Raw genomic sequence first — 22,195 nt, 5'->3', positions numbered from 1 at the left:
CGGAGCTACTCTCCCCAACGCGGCATGAGATCCTGCTCAATTCCCAATTGATCGAGAATTCTAGCGACCACAAAGTCGATCAACTCTTCGATCGATTTTGGGGAATGGTAAAAGCCGGGACTGGCCGGCATGACAATCGCGCCCAACTGGGTCAGCTTGAGCATATTTTCCAGATGTATCGCTGAATACGGCATCTCTCTTGGCACCAGCAACAGGGGTTTGCGTTCTTTCAGCACGACGTCTGCTGCACGCTCGATCAAATTGTTACTCGCACCACAAGCAATCGCGGAAAGCGTTCCGCCACTCGCCGGGCAAATCACCAAAGGGGCACAACGGCTGGAGCCAGAGGCGACGGGAGAAAACCAATCTTCACGACCGTAAAAGCGCAGGCGCTCTGAGCTCACCTGGTGTTGCTCACAAAACCAGGCACCCCAATCCGCTTCATTTTCAGGCAACTGCAAATCGGTCTCGGTATTAATCACCACCCCGGCCGCCCGGGACACCATAAGATTGACTTGGCATCCCGCCGCCAACAAGCACTGCAACAAACGCAATGCATACTGCACACCTGAGCCACCGGTTATCGCCAAGCTGATAGTCTGCATATCAACGCTCCTCACGTTTGCCTAGTTTGTCAAGCAGGCGCTGATGAATACCAGCAAAGCCACCATTACTCATGATCACAACCTGATCACCTGACTGGACCTGTGCCAACAGGTTTTCCAGCAAATCATCAACTGAATCCGACACGGTCAAAGCCTGCGCAATATCGCCTGCATAGTCTTCCAGCCGCCAATCCAGCCCTTCGGGTTGCAGACAGAAGACCAAATCTGCTTCTGCGCAGGCATCAAACAAGGTTTCTTTATGCACACCTAGCTTCATAGTGTTGGAGCGCGGTTCAAGAACCGCCACGACGCGCTTGCCTCCTACTTTATTCCGCAAGCCCTCAAGAGTCGTGGCGATAGCCGTCGGGTGATGAGCAAAGTCATCATACACCGTGACACCATTAACTTCGCCGAGGTTCTCCAGGCGACGCTTCACGCCCTCAAACTGCCCCAAGGCCTCAGCTGCATGTGCCAGCTCAACACCAACATGGCGCGCAGCTGCGATGGCCGCCATACCATTGGCAACATTATGCTGGCCGCTGAGCTCCCAGATAACGCGAGCTTGCTCACCGTTGGGATCTTGAACAACAAACTCGGAGCCATCGGCCTGGGCATCCAGCAGCTGCCAGTCGCCACCCAAACTCTGAGTTTCGCTCCAGCATCCCTTGTCCAGAACCTCATCAATGGCAGGAACGTTCTCGGGGTAAATCACCTGCCCTACGCTGGGGACGGTTCGCACAACATGATGAAATTGTTTTTGTATATCGGCCAGGCTGTCAAAAATGTCGGCATGATCGAACTCAAGATTGTTAATCACCAAGGTTTGCGGACGATAGTGAATAAACTTGGAACGCTTATCAAAAAAGGCGCTGTCGTACTCATCTGCCTCAATCACAAAAAAGTCCGAACCGCCAAGGCGTGCCGAAACCGGAAAGTTGCCGGGCACCCCCCCAATCAGAAAGCCCGGTGACATGCCAGCATATTCAAGAATCCAGGCCAGCATCGAGCTCGTGGTAGTTTTGCCATGAGTGCCGGCCACCGCCAAGACCCAGCGACTCTGCAATACATGGTCACATAACCATTGCGGACCGGAGCAATACGGCATTCGCTTGTCGAGAACATACTCCACAGCCGGATTCCCGCGCGACATGGCATTGCCAATAATCACAAGATCCGGCGCTGGCGTGAGAGCGTCTGGATGATAACCTTCGTGCAAGGCGATACCCGCCAGCTCCAACTGGGTGCTCATGGGGGGATAAACGTTGGCATCGCTGCCACTCACTTGATGGCCAAGTGCCTTTGCCAACTGCGCCAAACTCCCCATAAAGGTGCCACAGATGCCTAAAAAATGAATATGCATAACTTCCTCATAATTCTCCCCTGAAATGGCCCCTTAAATTACCGCCAAAGCCCCCGATAACAGGGAGGCCGAACGGCTTGGCAATGGCGCGCATAATCGATGCAATTGTGATCAGTTTACAGTATGATGCGCGCCTCTGAGCACGCTGACAGAGCGGGCCAGTTCCACAGGACGATGTATCTGCTCCATATTTTTCACTAAAAACGAGTTTGAGAGAAGCCAATGGCTAAAAAGAATGCCTTTTATGCCCAATCTGGTGGTGTTACCGCCGTTATTAACGCCAGTGCTTGCGGGGTCATTGAAACAGCCCGCGCCAGCAAAAAAATTGGAAAGGTGTACGCTGGACATAATGGAATTATTGGAGCCTTACGCGAAGAACTCATTGACACCAGCAAAGAAAGCGCGAAAACCATCGCAGCCTTGCGCCACACCCCATCCGGTGCATTTGGTTCATGCCGTTACAAGCTGAAGAGTGTCGAAGAAAATCGCGCCGAATATGAGCGCCTGATCGAAGTCTTCAAAGCTCACAATATCGGCTACTTCTTTTACAATGGTGGTGGTGACTCTGCGGATACTTGCCTGAAGATTTCTCAACTCTCTCAAACCATGGGCTACCCGATTCAAGCCATTCATGTTCCCAAAACCGTGGACAATGACCTGCCCATCACGGACAACTGCCCCGGGTTTGGCTCAGTCGCCAAATACGTTTCTGTTTCCATCAAAGAGGCCGGCCTCGACATCGCCTCCATGTGCGAAAGCTCGACCAAGGTTTTCATCATGGAAGTCATGGGTCGTCACGCTGGCTGGATTGCCGCTGCCGGTGGCTTGGCCGCCCAAGAAGAAGGCGATGCGCCACACATTATTCTCTTCCCGGAAATCGCGTTCAACAAAGAGAAATTCCTCAAACGCGTAAAACAATGCGTTAAAAAATACGGCTTCTGCGCGATTGTTGCGTCAGAAGGCGCGCAATATAAAGATGGCACTTTCCTGGCAGATGCCGGCACCACCGATGCCTTCGGCCACAAACAGCTGGGTGGCGTTGCACCAACGCTAGCCAACATGGTGAAGGATGAACTGGGGTATAAGTATCACTGGGCCCTGGCCGATTACCTGCAACGTGCCGCTCGCCACATCGCCTCAGCAACGGACGTTGAGCAAGCCTACGCCGTCGGCCAAGCCGCAGTTGAAATGGCGGTTGAGGGTAAAAACGCCGTCATGCCAGCCATTGTTCGCGGCAAAGGTAAAAAATACAGCTGGAGTATTGGCGAAGCGCCTCTTGACCAAGTCGCCAATGTTGAAAAAATGATGCCGCGCAATTACATCAGCAAAGATGGCTTCGGCATCAGCGAAGCCGGCCACGATTATTTGCTCCCCTTGATTCAAGGCGAAGATTTTCCACCATTCAAAAATGGCCTGCCACAATACGCCAAACTGAAAAAAGTGATGGTAGAGAAAAAGTTGAAAAAGAAGTTTAAGGTCTAAGTCCGACTTCTGTTTTAGAGGCAGTGCATAAAAGCAAGCGAGAGCTCTATATAGGGCTCAACGCTGTACAACTCTGAGGACAACCTCCTGTATGGGAGGTTGTTTTTTATTGGGCGTTACTTAGCATACAGAAGCAATTTAAAACTAACAACGTCGACAACCCACCCAAAGGAGGTAAGCGATTCGTATTATTTATGAGTACTTGACGTTTACTAAACACACCTAGTTGTGCATAGATCCTAGCACGACTAACAGAAGCGCAAAGAATATCTATTACACTGAATAAATTTTAGCAAATAACAAAAAAACGCATAGTCTCAACTTCGGATTTACCTCACTTTGTTAGCGTTAGGCAATTTTGCACATCCAAGTCAATGTCTTCCTCGAACCTTACGCTCAAATCAATGCCCAAGCATTCATTATGCATTTAATTTTTGTTGTACCCAAATTCACCTCTCGATAACAGGGCCTCTTTCCAATAACTCTCCCTTGCAATAATCTCAGCATCACCTGTTTTCATTGGCCGATATTCGAGCAATGAAAATCGAAAATTATCTCGGGCATACTGCTTACCCTCGGTCTTTATGAGTTTTGTCAGCTCGTCGTTGTGCCCATGTCCGTTGCCAATATAACAAGACCAGCGAGACCAAATACCCGAATCCCCGTAGGCAGAGCCAACATACTTTTTGCCATTCGATTTATCCATGATTAGATATACGCCTTTCACATTGATGAGAGCTGCCTTCCAATCTTGCTTATCTGCAATGAATATATTCTCTAGGATCTTGAACTCATGATTGATTTGTTCATAACCGCAGAAAACTTCCCCAGTGTATTCTTCCTTTAGGATTTCTAAAAGTACAAATTCATCTAAGCAATTTTCCAACTTCCTAGCCTTTTTGCGCCCAACTCTTTGCCAACTAATTTTCAATCGGCCAACATAAGGTTTGAATTGATCCGTTAGTTCAACTTCGTAGCCTTTTGTTCTAGTTTTATTGAGTCTTTTTACAACTTCAAATACTCCGCCGAACAGCCAAGTATTCGGCTCGTGATAGTAATCTATCAAAGAGAATATATATTGACGGTTAAAATCATCCTTTTCGCCTCTCCAAGAATTCCACCCTTTCCAGTCTTCTTTAGAACTTACAAATACATCTAAAGGTTGATTACGACCATTCCAGTTTGCCAAATGAACCTTATAGTCTTTCTCGTTTTCAAAGGTAAGAATATCTCTTATTTTTATGCTCATAACTTCTCTTTAAAGTGTTTAACAGTATATCAGGCGGATTTTTGTTAAATCCCCCTACAGAGTTTTTTTGGCCGAACTTACCAGAAAGAATTTATAAACATCAGTTATAACAACCAAAACCCAAAGTCGAAATAACAATTACGAGAAAAAAAGTCTGCAGATTTAGCGGGCCCGTATAAGTACTTCCATATAGCTCATCGGTCGGTGAATGGTATTAATTATGATTAATCTAAAGGAAACGCTTTAAAAAGTGAAGCCCTAGCCGTTTAGCTCTATTACCACTTTCGCAGGTACCCCCACTGCTTAACTGTCGCCCCAAACACCCCCTTCAACCCTTCAACCCTTCAACCCTTCAACCCTTCAACCCTTCAACCCTTCAACCCTTCAACCCTTCAACCCTTCAATCCTTCAATCCTTCAATCCTTCAATCCTTCAATCCTTCAATCCTTCAATCCTTCATGATGCTTGCACACTTTGTAAAAACATGGCTCAAAAAAACACCCCATAAGCAATAGCCTATGGGGTATGTTTAATTCTGGCCGAAGAAAGATACCAATGTCTGTACACTCCCTTAGCCGCTTTTTACTATCTATGTCTATTCCGACCTAGGCTTGTTGCCTTTCTCCGCCGGCCCCCAAACCGCTTCTAAACGTGCATCGCGACCACAGCGGTAGCGATAGTAGTTGTAACGCACCGGGTTCTTCTGATAATAATTCTGGTGGTAATCCTCAGCGTCGTAGAATGGGCTCGCCGCCGTGATTTCCACTTCAATGTTTTGGCCGCTTTCCAGAGCCGATTTTAATTCACCTTGTTTCAATGCTTTCAAGCTTTTAATTGCGCTTTTTTCCTGAGCGGCATCGTGGAAGAAAATGCCAGGGCGGTACTGGCTGCCCTTATCACAGAATTGCCCTTTGCCATCAAAAGGGTCAACGTTCTTCCAAAACACTTGCAACAGTTCTTCAAAGCTGACCTTAGCCGGATCGAATTTGATCTCCACGGCCTCCGTATGGCCCGTGGTGCCGGCGGAAACCTGTCGATAGCTCGGGTTGACCTTGTGCCCACCGATGTAACCTGAAACGGTGCTGTGGACCCCATCTATTTGGTCAAAGGGCTTTTCCATGCACCAGAAACATCCACCCGCAAAGGTAGCGGTGGCCAATTCATCTGCCGCTGCGCTGAATGCGCCCAATATGCTCGCTGCACCTAGGCATGCCGATACAGCCCATATTTTAAGGTTTGCTCGGCCTGACTTACGCTTAATTTCATTCTTCATTCCATCCCCCAATGGCTACGCTGCCCTGTCAATGATTCATTACACTCTAATATAGCGGTAATGTACCCGCTTCCCGCGACTTTGTTATCCAGAAATTCTCACATCTTTATATCCAAGCTGAGCGCACCCGATCACGGTGATTAAACCTTAATCTATATAGCCACAGCCCGCGCAGGACGTATATAATTCGCCCCCAACTTATTTACGCCCCAGCATTTCGGGGCCAAACCAACCAGTAGAGTACATCATGAGCTTCGACAAGATCCCCGCTGGCAACGATTTGCCAAACGACATCAATGTAGTCATCGAGATCCCTGCTAATGCAGATCCCATTAAATATGAGATTGAAAAAGACGCTGACGCAGTCTATGTCGACCGCTTTGTTGCGACGCCGATGTTCTACCCTGCCAACTACGGTTACATTCCAGCAACTCTGTCTGAAGATGGTGACCCACTGGATGTGCTGGTTGTTAGCCCTTACCCGGTTATGCCAGGTGCCGTTATTCGCAGCCGCCCTATCGGTGTGTTGAACATGACCGACGAATCCGGTCCAGATGCAAAACTGCTGGCGGTTCCACACAGCAAATTGACCAAATTATACGATGACGTAAACGAAATTGCCGACCTGCCAGAGCTGCTGATTAAGCAAATCGAGCACTACTTCGAACACTACAAAGCCCTTGAGCCTGAGAAGTGGGTAAAAGTTGACGGCTGGGACAATGCAGAAGCTGCACGCAAGGAAATCATGGATTCTCGCGAGCGCCACCTGCAGCAAGAGAAGTAATTTTTGCTTTAGGCTCAGTAACTTAGTTTCAAAGCCGCTCGATTTGTACAAACATTCAGCGGCCTTGAAAAAAAGTGAGTGAATTGCAAAAAAAAGCTTTTCAAAAGCCATCATTGTGGTAATATGCGCGCCGCTGTCGACGAAGACAGACGCAATTCCGGCATAGCTCAGCGGTAGAGCAGTAGACTGTTAATCTATTGGTCCCTGGTTCGATCCCAGGTGCCGGAGCCATACAAGCCCAAGCGGGCAACGAAAAAAGGCCATCTCAGGATGGCCTTTTTTTATGTCTGGCATTCGCCCTAACCTCGCAAGAGGCTCGGGGCAAACCCGCTAGCGCTCCATTAATTGAATATCCGAAAGATCAAAATTCAGAGGCGCTACTTCAACTTTCCGCTCCCCCAAATCTGAGCCTACTGGTGCCAAGTCAATTTCTGGCGCGTCAACCTCTGGGACTGGCAGGGGCTTATGAGCCTCATCAAGAAGATCTTCACCGGGCTCAGCCAAACTGATGCCACTCAGATCCACGCCAATAGGCGGAACCTCTTTTTTCATTTCTTCCTCATCCAGGAGGTTTCCCTGCATAGGGCGAATGTCGGCTTCAACGGGCTGAATATCAGGGGCCGGCTCATCATCGCGATACTGGTCCGCTAGCAGGATGCTACCAACCGGAGCCAACACTAACCCTTCCTCTAAGTTTTCCTCGGGCTCCGATTCGTCTACCGTCGGGACGGGTATATTGTTTGAAGCAAAGGCCACCGCAGCACTGGGCTTCTGCAAGCCGCTTGCAGCCTGCTGTTCAGCCAATCGCTCAGCCAAAGGTTTCTTCTTGCCGCCGCCTCCCGCCGGTTCGATGGGGGCAGCGGAGGTCTTGTTGATTGCCTGGACTTCGACTTGGGCACCCGCCTGATGCAAGGCATCCGTGTATCGATCGGCCTCAGCTTTGAGGAGACTCTTTTTGATCACCACCGGGCGACCTGAAAACAGGCGTTCCAGCTGAGCTTCATTGACTTTGAAAAGTTTTCCAAGACGCAACTTCACGTCAACGATATTGTGCCCCAGCACAATGTCACCGCGAAACACCAAGTTGTATCGTTCGTTTGCCATAAACACCCTAGGGCGAAGCCCTGTTCTACGAGCCTTATATATTGCTCTTAAAATATAAGCTAGATCTTATTCAGCGAAAGCGCAATAAAATAAATAGTGCCCTACGGCCAGCACCTAATCGCAACAATCATCCAATTGCTGATCCATGTCCAGCGCGGGACGCCCAGATGACGCGCCCACCGGTTTAGCGGGCACACCCGCCACGGTGGTATGCGCAGCAACCGATGACAACACGACACTGCCAGCCCCGATTTTCGCCTGTCGACCAATGCAGATATTCCCCAAAACCTTGGCACCCGCACTGATTAACACCCCCTCGCAAACTGTGGGGTGGCGCTTACCGCCTTCACAACCCGAACCGCCGAGTGTCACCGAATGCAACATGGAAACATCGTTGTGAATCACCGCTGTCTCACCGATAACAACCCCGGTCGCATGGTCGATCATTATGCCCTTCCCTAAGCTGGCCGCGGGATGAATATCGACACCAAATTCCTGGGAAATTTGATTTTGAAAGTACAGCGCCAAAGTCTTGCGATCTTGTCGCCATAAATAGTTGGCCACCCGATAGGATTGCACAGCTTGGTAGCCCTTGAAATATAAAAAGGGCATGAGGTATTGATCACAGGCGGGGTCACGCTCGTAATAGGCTTTCATATCGGCAATGGCCGCTGAAATCATCTGGGGCTCTTCGCAGTAAGCGCTTGAAATCACTTCGCGTAACATCATGGCCGGTACGGCGTGGGAATCCAGCTTATTCGCCAGATGAAAACTCAGTGACGCCGGCAAATCCCGGTGGTTCAGCACAGCGCCGTGATAGTAGCTGGCCAAGCAAGGCTCGGTCGCACTCGCCGCCTGGGCTTCATTCAATAATTGGGACCAAATTTGATTTGCTTCGGCCCGAGCTTCTGCCGCCATCGAATCACCATCACAATCGATCATGTTAATCATTACACCACGTTTAAAAGAGTCGGGAGCTGCTCCATTTGGCAAAAAGGGTGAACCTTTTCATGTTCAAGCAATGCCTGGGTTCGCATCCCTTCGCCCAGGGGGTCGTAAAAATACACTGGCATATTCGCCGCCAAGGCGGCCTCGACACCAGCTTGGGAATCCTCGATAACCACGCATCGCTCGGGGGAGACCCCCTCCTGTTTCGCTGCATGGAGAAAAATATCAGGAGCGGGCTTACCGTTCGATACATCCACGGCACTGTAGATCCGCCCTTCAAAATGTTGCCACAGCCCGACTTTACCAAGGGTAACGCGCATTTTTGAATGGCTACCGCCTGAAGCGATGCAGGTACGCCAGCCCCGGTCTTCTACCCCAGCAATCGCCTGTTCAATTCCGGCAACTGCCTGCAGCTCGGACTCGAAGCGCGCAAAAGTATCGGCCTGCATCCCGCGTAAAAAGCGCTCCGGAATCGGGCCACCCAGCATTTCCACCAATTCTTTCATGCAGGTTTTCATTGAATAGCCCTTAAAGCGCGCAAAGCACTCCTCAGGCGTGACATTCAAATCCAATCCCTGAAGATGTTCAGCAAAAACCTGAGCTGCGATGACTTCACTGTCCACAATGACGCCATCACAATCAAAAATCACCAGCATAAAAAGGTCCACATTCTTAGCAGGAACCGCCTGTTGAAACGCCCCATATCGATACCTGTTCAGCGCTGTGACGCCTTAGTCCACCATGGCTGTCGCCGCAATCAGGATAAAATTTGCGCTCTGGGGCACAGGATGTATTATAAGGCTTAGCTTTCTCCATTAAGACCCGCTGGGTTATTAACAATAAATATAACGAAAATGGGAATCTAGCCTTATGTCCGACCGCGATAGTGAGCTACTTCAGCTCAAAAATCTAGGGATTGCTACGGTCAACATCCTCAACGCCATTGGCGTGCACTCTCGAAATGAGCTGCAGGCCATGGGGCCTGTGCAAGCCTATGTGCGCATAAAACAACGTGGAATTCACGTCTCCAAAGTTATGCTTTACGCCCTGCAAGGCGCTTTAGACGACAGACATTGGAACGAACTCAGCCAAGAGGCCAAAGATCAGCTTGTCCAAGAGGCTGACAATCTATGCCTGGAAGAAGATACACCCCACTAATCCCGGACTTCGTTTCTTGATTTCAATCTCATCTCCCGCCGGCAAGCCGGGCGGGACTTTCTGCCGCACCCTCTAATCATTGAGCCAGATCAAATTAATAAAAATAATTCCCATTTGCAGTTGACATGAAATTGATAATCATTATTATTAACACCGTTGAACGGAAACGCTCAACACGAAGCGGCTTTTCGAGTCACTTCTCCTTATCAGGCTAATCACGGTTGTCGGCTACCTTCGGGTAGCCGTTTTTTTATGTGTTACAGTTTGGCTTTTGAGTGACGTCATGAGCTGGCACCCCCTCCCCTTTAACCCTGATACATTGAATGAAGGCGACTGCAAAGGCTTTGAAATGCTTGGCGGGCATTACTTCTTGGTCAGGAAATTTGAACAGTTTTACGCCTATCACAATCGTTGCCCACACCAGCAAATCAATCTGGAATGGAAAGCCGATACCTTTCTGGATATCGACAAAAGCCTCATCCAATGCGCCAGTCACGGTGCTTTGTTTACCATCAAGGATGGACGCTGCGTAGCCGGCCCCTGTGTCGGCCAACATTTGCAGACCCTGTCGCTTCGCAAGCAAGACACTCAATGGCAGGTACTTCTGGAAAGTGGATAAAGCAATAAACCACGCTTTTGTAAGCAAAAATGAGTATTTACCCTGACGCGAGCATGGCCCTACAATGAAGAATTGAAACAGCGCGAGCTATTGATCGCCAACGGATTTACCCAGGAAGGGAAACGCAGCAGGAGTCAAGGATGCCACAACATGCACAACGCCCAAGTCCCTCAAGCTTTATCGGACAAGTACGCCAACAACTGAAGCAAGAGTTGGAAGCCCAGTTTTGTTCTTTTCTTTACCAGGGGAAACCCCCTGCTCCCGGCAGAAGCCATGTCTGGATTGAAGAAAGCCATCGCGACCTACACCTGCTTTTACGCTCCAGCAAGGCACGCAAAACCTACGAACCACTGTGGCCAAAATCGCTCTTTCAGCTCGAGCACCTGAATCTTATAGAACGCGCCGAGGCCCTGAATCGGTGTTTGAAAGAAGATGTCCTGCCTTACAACCCCAACTGCAAGGTGAACGCATTGGATGTGGAACGAGCATCGCAGAACAGCATTGACCTGCAAGCCAGCAAACTTATGCTACCGGCACTGAAGACCAGCTTTCAAAGCAGCCGAAGCATCGCTCCCGAGCTGCATCAGCAGCACTGGCTGTATTTAAATTTTGCGATCAGTATTGGGCGCCATCTGGCCACCAATAAATTGAAAGGCACCCACACCCTTTGCACAATTCTCTGCTTAAGGTTAGCGGGGCTAATCAGTTGCTTCCGTTTCTTGCACGCCTCGCTGGGTCGCCGCCCGGACCAAGCCGAGGCCATCGAATGGTTAGCCTATCAGTGCACGGAACAAACCGCTCCCGAGTTATCTTACAAGATCGCCAAGGATTGGCAGTTAACACCCGCAGTTGTGGATACGTTGATACCCAATAGAACGAATCATAACGATCCGCTATTGGAAAAAACCTTGGAAGAGTGTCTCATTGCCACTTATAGCTGCCTGCTATTTAACCAAGGCCTATTGGACCAGAAAAAAGCGCAACACATCCTTACCCAGTGGCAGCTTCCTCTGCAATTGCTGATTCAGTTTAAACCTCAGAACTCAGCTCATGCGTCACCAGGACACTGACGTCTTGGCAACGAGCGGGAAGTCAGTGTGATTTCATTGTCGGTAAAGTCAACACAATAGGCGAGCAACTCAACACCGGCTTGCTCAGCCTCTGCCAAGGCTCGGGCATAATCCGGGTCAATATCGGCCGCGACGTCAAATCGCTCCGCAGCACTGTGTTGAACACAAAAAAACAGAATTGCCCTGGCCCCGCTCTCAACCAGCTTTTGCAACGCAATCACATGCTCACGTCCGCGCTGGGTTACGGCATCCGGAAACTCAGCCAAACCCGCCTCACGCATCAAGGTCATACTCTTGACCTCCAGATAACAAGGCCGGGAATCGCTGGCGTTGCCCTCCAGAAGGAAATCCAGACGCTTGCCTTCCGGCAGCTTCACTTCACGACGAATCTCCTTATAAGCCGCGAGTTCCTGAACAAGCCCCTTTTGCAAAGCCTCTTCGAGAAGCGTATTTGCTGCGGCACTGTTCACCCCGATGAGATCCCCCTGTTCATTCTCGGAAATTTCCCAAGTGTGTGGATATTTGCGCTTGGGATTATTCGATGTGGAGTACCACACCCGGCGACCGGCCATCATACAGTGCCTCATAGAGCCGGTATTTGGGCAATGAATGGTCAATTCTTCGCCGTTTGGGCCGATAACATCCGCAAGGAAGCGTTTATAGCGACGAATGAGCTGCCCCTGGATCAAGGGTGGAGAAAACAACATAAATAACACTCTATAATTAGGAGCCGTTAACGGTAGCGTGTTTGCCCTGTCGCTTCTGGCACAGAGTCACCGTCGCGCAACACATGATGAGCGGCCTTTATTAGGGCTCGCGTCGAAGGGCGAGAGCCATTGTGCCTTCAGAGTCATTGAATGGCGAGGGTTAGCAGAAGACTGCAAGCACCAAACTCGCACTGACGGGACCCGAACGAAAGATAGTGCAATGTTGTTGCCTCAACCGGCATAATCAACGAAGTTATGCATACCAAGAAAACACCCATTAGGCCAAAAATTGCTGGCACCCGGGTTTGACTTCTGGTAGCTTGCACCGTTCGATTTAGGGACCCTTGAATTAAGGAAAACAGCCCCCAACTATGCGGGTCTGTAGAAATAAGTAGAGGCGCATGATATGCCCAGTAACAAAAAAGAGGCCGCTGCTGGCTTTACCTTGAGAGGATTCGAGCCTTACAAAGAAAAAAAAGGCGAAGAATACATGAACGACAAGCAGGTCGAGCATTTTAAAGGCCTGCTACAAGCGTGGAAAACCGAGCTCATGGAAGAAGTTGATCGCACCATGAGCCACATGAAGGATGAAGCTGCAAACTTCCCTGACCCAGCTGACCGCGCCAGTCAGGAAGAAGAGTTCAGCCTGGAACTGCGCACCCGTGATCGCGAACGTAAGCTCATCAAAAAGATCGACTCCACCATGGAGCGCATCGAAAATGATGACTACGGATTCTGCGACGCCTGTGGCGTAGAAATTGGCATTCGCCGTCTGGAAGCCCGCCCAACCGCTACTTTATGTGTCGACTGCAAGACTCTCGACGAAATTAAAGAAAAACAAATCGGCGGTTAAGCCCAAATCCAATGCAGCCCACATCGGGCTGCATTTTCCCCATGCCTATTCAATACGTCGGTCGCTTCGCACCCTCTCCTACCGGCCCACTGCATCTGGGCTCACTGCTCGCTGCCCTGGCCAGTTTTCTTGATGCCAGATCACAACAAGGTCAGTGGTTACTGAGAATCGAAGATCTCGATCCGCCTCGAGAACAGTCAGGCGCTCGAGACGAGATTCTTCAAGCACTTCGTGTTCACGGCTTGGAACACGACGGCGAGATTTGCTTTCAAAGCCAACGCAGCAAGCGTTATGTAGAGGTATTGGAACAGCTTCTCAGCCAACGAAAACTGTTTCCTTGCCGTTGCTCCCGACAGACGCTTAATGCCAGTGGCGGCATTCACAATGGCCGCTGTGAACACGCCAACATTCCTTTAAACAGTCCCAACTGGGCTTGGAGATTGGCCTGCGACAATCAAACCGTTGTGTTTACAGATGCCTTGCAAGGTACACAGAGTCAATCTCTTCAGAATGACGTCGGCGATTTTGTGCTGTTACGCAAAGACGGTTTATTTGCCTACCAGCTCGCCGTGGTGGTTGATGATATCGATTACGGCGTCACCCACATCGTACGAGGCCGTGATTTGATGGATTCCACTGCCCGCCAGATTTTTCTCTATCAGACCTTGGGGCAGCAACCCGTTCAGTATTCTCATCTTCCTCTCATTGTGAATGCACACGGGCAAAAGCTCAGCAAACAAAACCACGCACCTGCACTGAAATTCGAACGAGCTACTGAAAATTTGCATGACTGCCTACACATGCTTGGCCAAAACCCACCCCCAGATTTGCGCCACAGCGACTGTGAAACCCTGCTGCACTGGGCAATAGAACACTGGAATTTACATCGTGTTCCTCAACAGCTGCCAAATGACACGAACAACGCATAGCCCTTAGGGAAAAGACCCTATGTTTAAAAAGCAGACGGCATCCAGTACTATTCCAATGTCAGCCTGCATTGTGAAAACGGCGACACCGATTTGGCAAACTTCACTATGAATCATCGAGTTTTATCGGCATGAACAATCAACAGCTTTTAATCGCCGTACTCATCATTGCCTACGTGTTTTCACCCACCTTACTCAATTGGATGATTAACCCTGAGGGAAGCTGGTTAAGACCCTACATCATCTGGTTCTTTATGATCCTGGCCGCTGTATTTGTTTACCAACCCTGGCGGAAAGACGATCAACCATGACGCTCAATGAAACCTGGGTTATAGCAGCCACAGCGGCTTACCTGTTATTTTTATTGGGCCTGCTGTTTGTTGCTGGAAAATTTCGCTGGGCGAAACGCTTAAGCCAACACCCACTCACCCACACCCTGGCGCTGGGCGTTTTCGCCAGCGCCTGGAGTTTATACGGTTCAAGTCAGCTCGCTCTGGAATACGGGTATGGTGCTTTCGCTTATTATCTCGGCACGGGTACGTTATTTTTATTTGCACCTCTGGCCTTGGCTCCGTTGGCAGAGCTGTGCCGGCGATACCAGCTGCAATCCTTAGCAGACTTGCTGGTATTTCGATATCACAGCAACGGTGCCGGGCAACTCGCCACCATTTTTTTAGCCTTGGCTTTAATGCCTCTGCTTGCCGCACAGCTGCAAAGCTTGTCGATCAGCTATGAGTTAATTACTCACGGTCAGCATTTCAATGAAGATACGTTGCATCGTAACGATTTGGTCACCCTTGGCTTTGCCATTTTTGTTCTGACAATCAGCCTGATCGCGGCCAATAAGCAGCACTACTCACGACTGCCTTTAATTTTGGCTTTCGATACCATTGTCAAAGTATTCGCCTTTAATGCCATTGGGTTATTGGCAATTTTTTCGGTGTTCGGCGGCTTGGAAGAACTCGATACTTGGCTACTGGAACATCCGGACAACGTCGCACTGTTGTACTCTCCCCTGCGGGAAACTTCCTCACATACCTTACTTCTAGTCTTTATAGCCAGCTCGTTGATTACACCCAATTTATTTCACAGTGCCGTTATTCAGCAACCGAAGGGTAATATCAAACGTATTCTTCCCTGGGCATTCCCAAGTTTATTGTTGTTGCTGGCCCTGCCTATTTTCCCCATTCTATGGGCCGGGTTTGAGCGTGGTGTATTAACCGCGCCAGAGTACTTCGCGATTGGTTTACCCGCCTCCATGGAACGACCAGTCTGGACCTTAATGATGTTTATCGCGGGCGCCTCGGCATCGGCCACCGCATTGATCACCATACTGATCAGCCTCAGCACCATGGTGGTGAATCACTGCCTGCTTCCCCTCACCGGTATTCGCCGAGGCAGTGGCCTCAGCCGTCAGCTGAAGCGCTTACAGCAATTCGCAATCGTCAGCCTAACGGTACTTATTCTTGGCTTGTACAGCCTATGGAAAGGCCAACACAGTTTGACAGAAATGGCTCTGCTCAGTTTTATTGCGGGCGCCCAGTTTGTCCCTGGTTTAATCGCAATCAGCTATTGGCCCAGCGGGAATCGCCAGGGCTTTTTAGCCGGCCTAAGTGCCGGCGCCGCGATCTGGTTGTTTGGCCTAGCCTTGCCCACTCTATTTAATATTAAAAGCATCAATCTGGGATACGGTCCACATCTGCAGTTGGGACTTGAGCATTGGGACACGGTTGCGTTGCTGTCCTTGACGATCAACAGCATCATTTTTGCCTGGGTCTCTTTACGTAGTCAGGCGACCGCAGAAGAAATTTACAGCGCGGAACTCTGTGCTGAAAATGAGTTAAGCCAACCCATGCGCAGCAGCTTGGATGTGTTTTCCGTACCGGATGTTGAAAAAAGATTGGGGCAGGCCCTCGGCAGCGGCCCCAGTCGCGAAGCCATTCGCAAGGCCCTATTACAACTCAAGATTGACGAAAACGAACGTCGCCCCTACGCACTTCGACGCCTGCGGGATCAACTGGAAGCCAACTTGAGTGGCATCCTTGGGGTCAATATGGCTCAGGAAATCATCAGCAAACACATTCCCTTGCGAAAGCATAAGAGCTCATCAACCGACGTTACCCTGATGGAAGAACGACTGGCCCAGAACCAGAACGAGCTGCTGGGGCTTCCCGCTGAACTCAACAAACTCAGGCTCTACCACCGCCAAACCCTTCAGGAACTGCCCATGGCGGTGTGCTCAATTGGCCAGGATTTGGAATTTGTTCTTTGGAACAAAGCCATGGACGCTCTGACCCGCCTGCCCGGAAAACAAATCAACGGCTCCCATCTGGATGAACTACCCCCGCCTTGGGGCCCTGTGATTCGAAACTTTTACCACAGCGGAAATGACCACTGGGCCAATCAGGAAGTACAAATTGGCGATACCCCGCACTGGATCAGTCTTCACAAAGCGAAAGTGCAGACGCCGATGGAAGGACGCTCCCAAGGCACAGTGATTTTGCTGGAGGACGTTACCGAAACACATCGTCTGGAACAGGAGCTCATGCACAATGAACGCCTTGCGTCGGTCGGCCGACTGGCGGCCGGGGTCGCTCATGAGATCGGCAACCCGGTAACCGGTATTGCCTGTCTGGCACAAAACCTGCGTTATGAAACCGAACCCGAAGACACCCAGGACACGGTCGATCAAATCCTGTCTCAGACGGACCGCATCACCCGCATCGTGCAGTCTCTGGTGAACTTTTCCCATACCGGGCAAGCCGATCAAAGTCAGCTCCAGAACATATACATTCACGAGTGCGTGGAAGAAGCTATTCACTTGCTGAAACTGCATACTGAGAAGCCCGAACTGCAATTTGTGAATACGGTGCCCCAAGACGTTCAAATTCAGGGGGACAGTCAGCGATTAATCCAGGTCTTCATCAATCTGCTGAGCAATGCCCGCGATGCCAGCCCGGAAGACGGCATTGTGCATATTGATGCCGAACATTACACACAACAGCTGATACTTAGAGTAACGGATCAAGGCCCCGGCATCTCCGGTGCGATTATGGACCGAATTTTGGAACCGTTCTTTACCACCAAAGACCCCGGAGAAGGCACAGGCCTAGGGCTGGCAATGGTCTTCAGCATTATGGAAGAGCATTCCGGGAGTGTGGAAATACGCAACCTTGGACCGGAAAGTGCCCCGTCAGGCGCGCAATTCATCTTAAAATTTCCTCTTAAGCCTTGAATCTGAGCGCCATGAAGGTAACACTAGCAGATTAAGTAACAGTAACACTGATCGACCGGGCAGCTAACTATGAGCAACATTTTGATTGTTGAAGATGAGGCCATCATCCGCACCGCATTGCGTAAATTGCTGGAGCGGCACAAATACACCGTTAGCGAAGCCAGCTCAGTCAAAGAAGCCACAACCAAATACAAACTCACCAACTTCGAATTGATCATCAGTGATTTGCGCTTACCGGGCGGCCCAGGCACCGATCTGATCCAGCTCGCGGGAGATATTCCCGTACTGATTATGACCAGCTACGCCAGCCTGCGCTCCGCGGTCGATTCCATGCGAATGGGAGCGGTGGACTACATCGCTAAACCCTTCGATCACGATGAAATGCTGGCCTCCGTGCGTCGAGCGATAGGCCGTGCCAATGCGGCAGCTAAAGCACTCAGCAAGTCTAAGTCATCCAGCCAGGCCATTGCCGGAATGATTGGCAACAGCCAGGCAATGAAAGCCCTCTATAACCGCATTCATAAAGTCGCCCCTACCGACGCTACCGTGCTGGTGCATGGAGAGACTGGAACCGGTAAGGAACTGGCAGCCAAAGCCATCCATCAAGAAAGCCCCCGCGCCCAAAGCCCACTTATCAGCGTGAACTGTGCTGCGATTCCAGAAACGCTGATTGAATCCGAATTGTTCGGGCACGAAAAAGGCGCATTTACCGGTGCTGACAGTCACCGTGAAGGATTAATCGCCGCCGCCGATGGCGGAACCCTGTTTCTGGACGAAATTGGCGAACTGCCTTTAGAGGCCCAGGCCCGGCTCCTGCGAGTATTGCAGGAAGGCGAAGTGCGCCCAATTGGTTCAATACACTCCCAAAAGGTTGATGTGCGTCTGGTTGCCGCCACACACCGCGATTTACGTAAACTGTCTGATGAAGGACGATTTCGCCAGGATCTGTATTTTCGAATCAATGTGCTTCAACTGAACCTGCCGCCACTGAGAGAGCGAGGGAAGGATGTGGTCGCCCTGGCAGAACACATGTTGAAACGGTATTGCGAGTCTTTCAAGAAGCCTCTGCTGCGCCTGAGCCCGGAAGCCATTCAAGCTATCACAACCTATACCTGGCCTGGTAATGTGAGGGAAATGGAAAATGCCATCCAGCGCAGTGTGATACTTTGCGAAGATGAAAGCGAAATTTCCCATGACCTTCTCGGTATTGACCTGGATTTGGTCGAAATTGATGACCCTACCGACCTGAAAATCATTCAATCTACTCTCCACCCCCGCACACCCACCCAAGAACCCGCTGAAGACCTATCTCTCGAGGATTACTTCCAGCGCTTTGTTCTGGAACATCAAGACACCATGAGCGAAACAGAACTCGCCCGGAAGCTCGGCGTGAGCCGCAAATGTCTTTGGGAGCGACGCCAGCGCCTGGGCATTCCTCGCAAAAAAGCCAATCAGCAGGCCATGAAGTAAAACGCCTTCATAGCGCCCAACACCGGAGACAGCCTCATCATTCGGAGGCAAATTGCCCACCCTGCAGGCCGTTTCGACTGAGTTTCTCAGTCAGTCGACCCAATAAAATGTCGTTAAGCGTTTATTTTTCAGGCTGATCCTCTGAGCGCTACCTAGAATTGACGAAAAAGTTCCCCAAACTAGACTAAAGTGTTACCTGCTTTCGACAGGATGTAACAATCGACGAGGCTTTAGGTAACGAATCTGAGTAGCAAACAATCTGAATTTTGCAAGATTTTTCCATAAGCCATTGTTTTAATTATAGTTTTCACTTTTGGCACGGTAAGTGCTTTTATAGTCGCCACATAACAACAACAAATAATAAAAATAAATCAACAGCAACAATAATAATAACGATAGTTAATATGCATGGTTAATGCATAACAGATTACAGTAGTGACCATATTGATACTGCTGACCTCTAAAAATAAGCACAACAACAAAAAATAACAATAACAAGCGTAAAACTGACTGACTGCACTGGACAGGGTTTGCCAGAAAAGCAAGTTGCTAATGGGGGCAGGGATTAGCCCCGCTAATAACAATAACGAGGTATTCGTTAATTAATTACCATCTTGCTTGAACGGGAAGTTTTTACTTCCCGTTTTGCTATCTGCGTTTTTTGTTTTTCCTGATATCACGACATCTCCCTGATGCTACCGATGTTCCCCAAAATGGGCCTGACACGATAACCGTGTTACACTTCGCCCCATTCTAAAAAACGCAATATCACGCTTGCCCGAGAGCAGCTCCTTATTGCCCAATATAGCCGAGAATCTGGCCCTGCCCTGCTGACATTATGTTTACACGCGTTATCCGCTCTATTAACAACCTATTCAAGTCTCCCAATTCTTTTGACTATCCAGAAAAGGCGCGGGTTATTCCTCGCGATCAGCACAGCATCTCGCGTAAGCAGATTAGCCGCAGCGCCCTTAAAGTCATGAAGATCCTCAATGAGGCCGGCTTTGAGGCCTATTTGGTCGGGGGCGGTGTACGCGATACTCTGATGGGCGGTAATCCCAAAGACTTTGACGTCGCGACCAACGCCACACCTGAACAGGTTCGCAAATTATTCCGTAGCGCGCGTATTATCGGCCGCCGCTTCCGCATTGTTCACGTCCGCTTCGGCCGTGAAATTATCGAAGTGACGACCTTTCGAGCCAATCACGACAGCGCCGCCAACAGCGCCGAATCCCGCCAATCAAAAGAAGGGATGTTGCTGCGAGACAACGTCTTCGGGGATTTACGCTCCGATGCCCTACGCCGTGATTTCACCGTAAACGCCCTCTACTATTCTTTGGACGGTTTTACGCTGCATGACTACACCGACGGCATGAGTGACTTGGAAAACCGCCTCATTCGAATGATTGGCGATCCGCAAACTCGTTATCAGGAAGACCCTGTTCGTCTGCTACGAGCGGCCCGTTTCGCCGCCAAGCTTGATTTTGATATTGAAGCCAACACGGCTGCTCCCATTAAAGAACTGGCACCTCTGCTGGAAAACATTTCCTCTGCACGCTTATTTGATGAATGCCTGAAATTATTTTTAGGCGGCTACGCCACCGCGACCTTTAAGCGTCTTTGTGATTATGAACTGTTGGCGCCTTTGTTTCCGGCAACAGCAAAACGATTGAAGCAAGGCGAGAATATCGACGAAGCTCTGCTCGTACGTGTCATGCAAAATACCGATCGACGCCTGGCCAATGAGCAACGAGTTACACCGGCGTTTATTCTGGCCGCGCTACTGTGGGGCCCCCTGCAGGATGCTTTGGAAAAGCAAGATGAAAAAAGCCCTCCAGCCATGCGCATGCACAAAGCTTCCCAACAGGTCATTGATGCTCAGCAGAAGCACACCGCCATTCCAAAACGTTTTCTGATTACCATGCGAGAGATTTGGGATTTGCAAGGTCGCTTGCCCATGCGCTCAGGCAAACGCGCTCTGCGCCTGATGGAGCATAAGCGCTTCCGAGCGGCTTATGACTTTCTGCTCTTGAGAGAAGCCGCCGGAGAAGATTGCCAAGGCTTAGGACGTTGGTGGACAGAATTCCAGGATGCCGAGGAAGAGCGCCAAAACGAAATGCTGGAAGCGCTCCCCAAACCCAAACGCCCGAGAAGACGGCGCCGTAAACCCAGCGGAAACTCTGACAAGCCCGCGTCATGATCGTCTATATTGGACTCGGCGGAAATCAGGGCGATATGCAGTGCAATCTGCAAACAGCCCTGAAACTGATCGATGCCCATGAAGCCTGCCAACTCATCACATGTTCAAGCTGGTATCGCAGTAAAGCCCTGACCCTTGACAATGAAGAGCAGGCCGACTACTTAAATGCCGTTTGCAAAATCTCAACCGACCTTGAGGCGGAACGATTACTCGACCTCTTGCAATCCATCGAACTGAAGCTGGGCCGGACACGCAAAAAACGCTGGGGCGCCCGAACCGTCGATCTCGACATTTTGCTGTATGGTGATGCTCGGATAAACAGCCCGCGCTTGACGATCCCTCACCCCCAATTGCAGAATCGAAATTTTGTCGTGCAACCGCTGATGGAAATCGACGGCGCGCTCGAGATACCCGCAATTGGATCTTTAAAAGTCTTGGCAAAGGCATTAGGCTGGGAAGGGCTGCAACGTGTGAACGAGGAGACTTTATGAGTCATGCGGACGACCTATCTCGCCGTCTAGTCGCGATTGAAGGACCTATTGGTGTTGGCAAGACCGCCTTTGCCAGCAAGCTCGCTCAACATTTGGGCGCAAGCACACTTTTGGACAACACTCAGAACAATCCTTTTTTATCCCGGTTTTATTCCGATCCCAAATCACTCGCCCTGCAAACCCAGCTGTTTTTCCTCTTCGAGCGCATCCAACAACTGGAAGGCCTACAACAAAACGATTTGTTCGCGGGCAACACCATTTGTGATTTTCTTATCGACAAAGATCAGCTTTTTGCCCATGTGGTACTTGATGAAGATGAATTGAAAATCTACCAGCAGGTGTTCAGCCACCTGAAGTTTAAAGCGCCGACGGCCGACCTGGTCGTTGTGTTGCAGGCTCCCGCTGAGGTTCTGTTTGAACGCATCAATCAACGAGGCCTTGAACAGGAACAAGGCATTAGCCTGGAGTACCTCCAGCAACTGAACGACGCTTACACCCAATTTTTCCATCACTATCAGTCTTCACCATTATTGATGGTCAACGCCAGTGAAATTGATCCTGTTAATAATGATGAACACTTTTTCGAGCTGCTCGAGTATATGCAGAATATTCGCTCGGGCCGCCACTACTACAATCCTAATCCTACTCTTTGATACTTCGC

Annotated in this window: 21 protein-coding genes and 1 tRNA gene; 14 read left to right on the top strand and 8 right to left on the bottom strand. The window is 50.0% G+C overall.

All coding sequences use genetic code 11. From position 1 onward, the window contains the following. Positions 1–5 precede the first annotated feature (5 nt). Entirely contained in the window at positions 6–605 is a 600-nt protein-coding gene (locus ABWW03_RS19355) for a flavin prenyltransferase UbiX (RefSeq protein ID WP_353411222.1), read from the bottom strand. 1 nt (position 606) lies between these two features. Further along, positions 607–1,965, bottom strand: coding sequence for a UDP-N-acetylmuramate:L-alanyl-gamma-D-glutamyl-meso-diaminopimelate ligase (mpl, locus tag ABWW03_RS19350; protein WP_353411220.1), 1,359 nt, complete (start codon positions 1,963–1,965; stop codon positions 607–609). Between the two features lie 222 nt (positions 1,966–2,187). Here mpl and ABWW03_RS19345 point away from each other — a divergent pair, with 222 nt between their 5' ends. Beyond that, positions 2,188–3,447 carry a 6-phosphofructokinase gene (locus ABWW03_RS19345; RefSeq protein WP_353411218.1) on the top strand — a complete coding sequence of 420 codons (1,260 nt, stop codon included), beginning with the start codon at positions 2,188–2,190 and terminating at the stop codon, positions 3,445–3,447. A gap of 427 nt (positions 3,448–3,874) precedes the next feature. Here ABWW03_RS19345 and ABWW03_RS19340 read toward each other — a convergent pair whose 3' ends face one another. Together ABWW03_RS19340 and msrA are read right to left on the bottom strand one after the other, a co-directional pair. Then, entirely contained in the window at positions 3,875–4,696 is an 822-nt protein-coding gene (locus tag ABWW03_RS19340) for a GIY-YIG nuclease family protein (RefSeq protein ID WP_353411216.1), read from the bottom strand. A 595-nt stretch (positions 4,697–5,291) separates the two neighbouring features. After that, positions 5,292–5,969 (bottom strand): peptide-methionine (S)-S-oxide reductase MsrA, encoded by a 678-nt coding sequence (gene msrA, locus ABWW03_RS19335; RefSeq protein WP_353411214.1) that lies wholly within the window; start codon positions 5,967–5,969, stop codon positions 5,292–5,294. 247 nt (positions 5,970–6,216) lie between these two features. On the opposite strand from msrA, the gene ppa reads away from it, so the two are divergent. Together ppa and ABWW03_RS19325 are read left to right on the top strand one after the other, a co-directional pair. Continuing rightward, positions 6,217–6,753 carry an inorganic diphosphatase gene (ppa, locus tag ABWW03_RS19330; protein ID WP_353411212.1) on the top strand — a complete coding sequence of 179 codons (537 nt, stop codon included), beginning with the start codon at positions 6,217–6,219 and terminating at the stop codon, positions 6,751–6,753. A gap of 156 nt (positions 6,754–6,909) precedes the next feature. Further along, positions 6,910–6,984 (top strand) — tRNA-Asn (locus ABWW03_RS19325). Positions 6,985–7,083: 99 nt separating this feature from the next. Here the strand turns inward: ABWW03_RS19325 and ABWW03_RS19320 are convergent. From ABWW03_RS19320 to ABWW03_RS19310, 3 genes are all read right to left on the bottom strand, one after another. Further along, on the bottom strand, positions 7,084–7,857 hold the full coding sequence (locus ABWW03_RS19320) for a hypothetical protein (RefSeq protein WP_353411210.1): 774 nt from the start codon (positions 7,855–7,857) through the stop codon (positions 7,084–7,086). 114 nt (positions 7,858–7,971) lie between these two features. Beyond that, positions 7,972–8,808, bottom strand: a complete 837-nt coding sequence (cysE, locus tag ABWW03_RS19315; RefSeq protein ID WP_435372769.1) for a serine O-acetyltransferase — start codon at positions 8,806–8,808, stop codon at positions 7,972–7,974. Beyond that, a complete protein-coding gene (locus tag ABWW03_RS19310) occupies positions 8,808–9,461 on the bottom strand; it encodes an HAD family hydrolase (RefSeq protein ID WP_353411208.1) in 654 nt (217 codons plus the stop codon). The genes cysE and ABWW03_RS19310 overlap by 1 nt, the downstream gene beginning before the upstream one ends. A gap of 214 nt (positions 9,462–9,675) precedes the next feature. Here ABWW03_RS19310 and ABWW03_RS19305 point away from each other — a divergent pair, with 214 nt between their 5' ends. The 3 genes from ABWW03_RS19305 to ABWW03_RS19295 all read left to right on the top strand — a co-directional run bounded on the left by ABWW03_RS19305 (position 9,676) and on the right by ABWW03_RS19295 (position 11,652). Beyond that, positions 9,676–9,963 (top strand): TfoX/Sxy family protein, encoded by a 288-nt coding sequence (locus tag ABWW03_RS19305; RefSeq protein ID WP_353411206.1) that lies wholly within the window; start codon positions 9,676–9,678, stop codon positions 9,961–9,963. 283 nt (positions 9,964–10,246) lie between these two features. After that, positions 10,247–10,582, top strand: a complete 336-nt coding sequence (locus ABWW03_RS19300; protein WP_353411204.1) for a Rieske (2Fe-2S) protein — start codon at positions 10,247–10,249, stop codon at positions 10,580–10,582. Positions 10,583–10,722: 140 nt separating this feature from the next. Next, a complete protein-coding gene (locus ABWW03_RS19295) occupies positions 10,723–11,652 on the top strand; it encodes a hypothetical protein (RefSeq protein ID WP_353411202.1) in 930 nt (309 codons plus the stop codon). Here the strand turns inward: ABWW03_RS19295 and sfsA are convergent. Beyond that, positions 11,631–12,359 (bottom strand): DNA/RNA nuclease SfsA, encoded by a 729-nt coding sequence (sfsA, locus tag ABWW03_RS19290; protein ID WP_353411200.1) that lies wholly within the window; start codon positions 12,357–12,359, stop codon positions 11,631–11,633. The genes ABWW03_RS19295 and sfsA overlap by 22 nt on opposite strands. Before the next feature lie 406 nt (positions 12,360–12,765). On the opposite strand from sfsA, the gene dksA reads away from it, so the two are divergent. The 8 genes from dksA (at position 12,766) to ABWW03_RS19250 (ending at position 22,187) form a co-directional block, all read left to right on the top strand. Next, positions 12,766–13,212, top strand: coding sequence for an RNA polymerase-binding protein DksA (gene dksA, locus ABWW03_RS19285; protein ID WP_353411198.1), 447 nt, complete (start codon positions 12,766–12,768; stop codon positions 13,210–13,212). Between the two features lie 41 nt (positions 13,213–13,253). Continuing rightward, positions 13,254–14,141: a tRNA glutamyl-Q(34) synthetase GluQRS gene (gene gluQRS, locus ABWW03_RS19280; RefSeq protein ID WP_353411196.1), complete on the top strand. Its 888-nt coding sequence runs from the start codon at positions 13,254–13,256 to the stop codon at positions 14,139–14,141. A 128-nt stretch (positions 14,142–14,269) separates the two neighbouring features. Beyond that, the gene (locus tag ABWW03_RS19275) at positions 14,270–14,449 is read left to right on the top strand and encodes a hypothetical protein (RefSeq protein ID WP_166843209.1); all 180 of its coding nucleotides are present in this window, start codon (positions 14,270–14,272) and stop codon (positions 14,447–14,449) included. Continuing rightward, positions 14,446–17,373 carry an ATP-binding protein gene (locus ABWW03_RS19270; protein WP_353411193.1) on the top strand — a complete coding sequence of 976 codons (2,928 nt, stop codon included), beginning with the start codon at positions 14,446–14,448 and terminating at the stop codon, positions 17,371–17,373. The genes ABWW03_RS19275 and ABWW03_RS19270 overlap by 4 nt, the downstream gene beginning before the upstream one ends. A 69-nt stretch (positions 17,374–17,442) precedes the next feature. Continuing rightward, entirely contained in the window at positions 17,443–18,843 is a 1,401-nt protein-coding gene (locus ABWW03_RS19265; RefSeq protein WP_353411191.1) for a sigma-54-dependent transcriptional regulator, read from the top strand. An 838-nt stretch (positions 18,844–19,681) separates the two neighbouring features. Next, the gene (pcnB, locus tag ABWW03_RS19260) at positions 19,682–21,043 is read left to right on the top strand and encodes a polynucleotide adenylyltransferase PcnB (protein ID WP_353411189.1); all 1,362 of its coding nucleotides are present in this window, start codon (positions 19,682–19,684) and stop codon (positions 21,041–21,043) included. Continuing rightward, the gene (folK, locus tag ABWW03_RS19255; RefSeq protein WP_353411187.1) at positions 21,040–21,534 is read left to right on the top strand and encodes a 2-amino-4-hydroxy-6-hydroxymethyldihydropteridine diphosphokinase; all 495 of its coding nucleotides are present in this window, start codon (positions 21,040–21,042) and stop codon (positions 21,532–21,534) included. The genes pcnB and folK overlap by 4 nt, the downstream gene beginning before the upstream one ends. Continuing rightward, complete coding sequence (locus tag ABWW03_RS19250) at positions 21,531–22,187, top strand: deoxynucleoside kinase (RefSeq protein WP_353411185.1); 657 nt, start codon at positions 21,531–21,533, stop codon at positions 22,185–22,187. Before folK ends, ABWW03_RS19250 begins: the two co-directional genes overlap by 4 nt. The last annotated feature ends 8 nt before the right edge of the window (positions 22,188–22,195 follow it).

The organism is Pseudoteredinibacter isoporae (assembly GCF_040372805.1).
GTDB classification, from domain to species: domain Bacteria; phylum Pseudomonadota; class Gammaproteobacteria; order Pseudomonadales; family Cellvibrionaceae; genus Pseudoteredinibacter; species Pseudoteredinibacter isoporae_A.
This window is presented reverse-complemented; position numbering and strand designations above follow the sequence as displayed.

Coding starts and splice junctions, on each gene's coding strand:
- ABWW03_RS19355 (WP_353411222.1), bottom strand. CDS start 605: ATGCAGACTATCAGCTTGGCGATAACCGGTGGCTCAGGTGTGCAGTAT.
- mpl (WP_353411220.1), bottom strand. CDS start 1,965: ATGCATATTCATTTTTTAGGCATCTGTGGCACCTTTATGGGGAGTTTG.
- ABWW03_RS19345 (WP_353411218.1), top strand. CDS start 2,188: ATGGCTAAAAAGAATGCCTTTTATGCCCAATCTGGTGGTGTTACCGCC.
- ABWW03_RS19340 (WP_353411216.1), bottom strand. CDS start 4,696: ATGAGCATAAAAATAAGAGATATTCTTACCTTTGAAAACGAGAAAGAC.
- msrA (WP_353411214.1), bottom strand. CDS start 5,969: ATGAAGAATGAAATTAAGCGTAAGTCAGGCCGAGCAAACCTTAAAATA.
- ppa (WP_353411212.1), top strand. CDS start 6,217: ATGAGCTTCGACAAGATCCCCGCTGGCAACGATTTGCCAAACGACATC.
- ABWW03_RS19320 (WP_353411210.1), bottom strand. CDS start 7,857: ATGGCAAACGAACGATACAACTTGGTGTTTCGCGGTGACATTGTGCTG.
- cysE (WP_435372769.1), bottom strand. CDS start 8,808: ATGATTAACATGATCGATTGTGATGGTGATTCGATGGCGGCAGAAGCT.
- ABWW03_RS19310 (WP_353411208.1), bottom strand. CDS start 9,461: ATGCTGGTGATTTTTGATTGTGATGGCGTCATTGTGGACAGTGAAGTC.
- ABWW03_RS19305 (WP_353411206.1), top strand. CDS start 9,676: ATGTCCGACCGCGATAGTGAGCTACTTCAGCTCAAAAATCTAGGGATT.
- ABWW03_RS19300 (WP_353411204.1), top strand. CDS start 10,247: ATGAGCTGGCACCCCCTCCCCTTTAACCCTGATACATTGAATGAAGGC.
- ABWW03_RS19295 (WP_353411202.1), top strand. CDS start 10,723: ATGCCACAACATGCACAACGCCCAAGTCCCTCAAGCTTTATCGGACAA.
- sfsA (WP_353411200.1), bottom strand. CDS start 12,359: ATGTTGTTTTCTCCACCCTTGATCCAGGGGCAGCTCATTCGTCGCTAT.
- dksA (WP_353411198.1), top strand. CDS start 12,766: ATGCCCAGTAACAAAAAAGAGGCCGCTGCTGGCTTTACCTTGAGAGGA.
- gluQRS (WP_353411196.1), top strand. CDS start 13,254: ATGCCTATTCAATACGTCGGTCGCTTCGCACCCTCTCCTACCGGCCCA.
- ABWW03_RS19275 (WP_166843209.1), top strand. CDS start 14,270: ATGAACAATCAACAGCTTTTAATCGCCGTACTCATCATTGCCTACGTG.
- ABWW03_RS19270 (WP_353411193.1), top strand. CDS start 14,446: ATGACGCTCAATGAAACCTGGGTTATAGCAGCCACAGCGGCTTACCTG.
- ABWW03_RS19265 (WP_353411191.1), top strand. CDS start 17,443: ATGAGCAACATTTTGATTGTTGAAGATGAGGCCATCATCCGCACCGCA.
- pcnB (WP_353411189.1), top strand. CDS start 19,682: ATGTTTACACGCGTTATCCGCTCTATTAACAACCTATTCAAGTCTCCC.
- folK (WP_353411187.1), top strand. CDS start 21,040: ATGATCGTCTATATTGGACTCGGCGGAAATCAGGGCGATATGCAGTGC.
- ABWW03_RS19250 (WP_353411185.1), top strand. CDS start 21,531: ATGAGTCATGCGGACGACCTATCTCGCCGTCTAGTCGCGATTGAAGGA.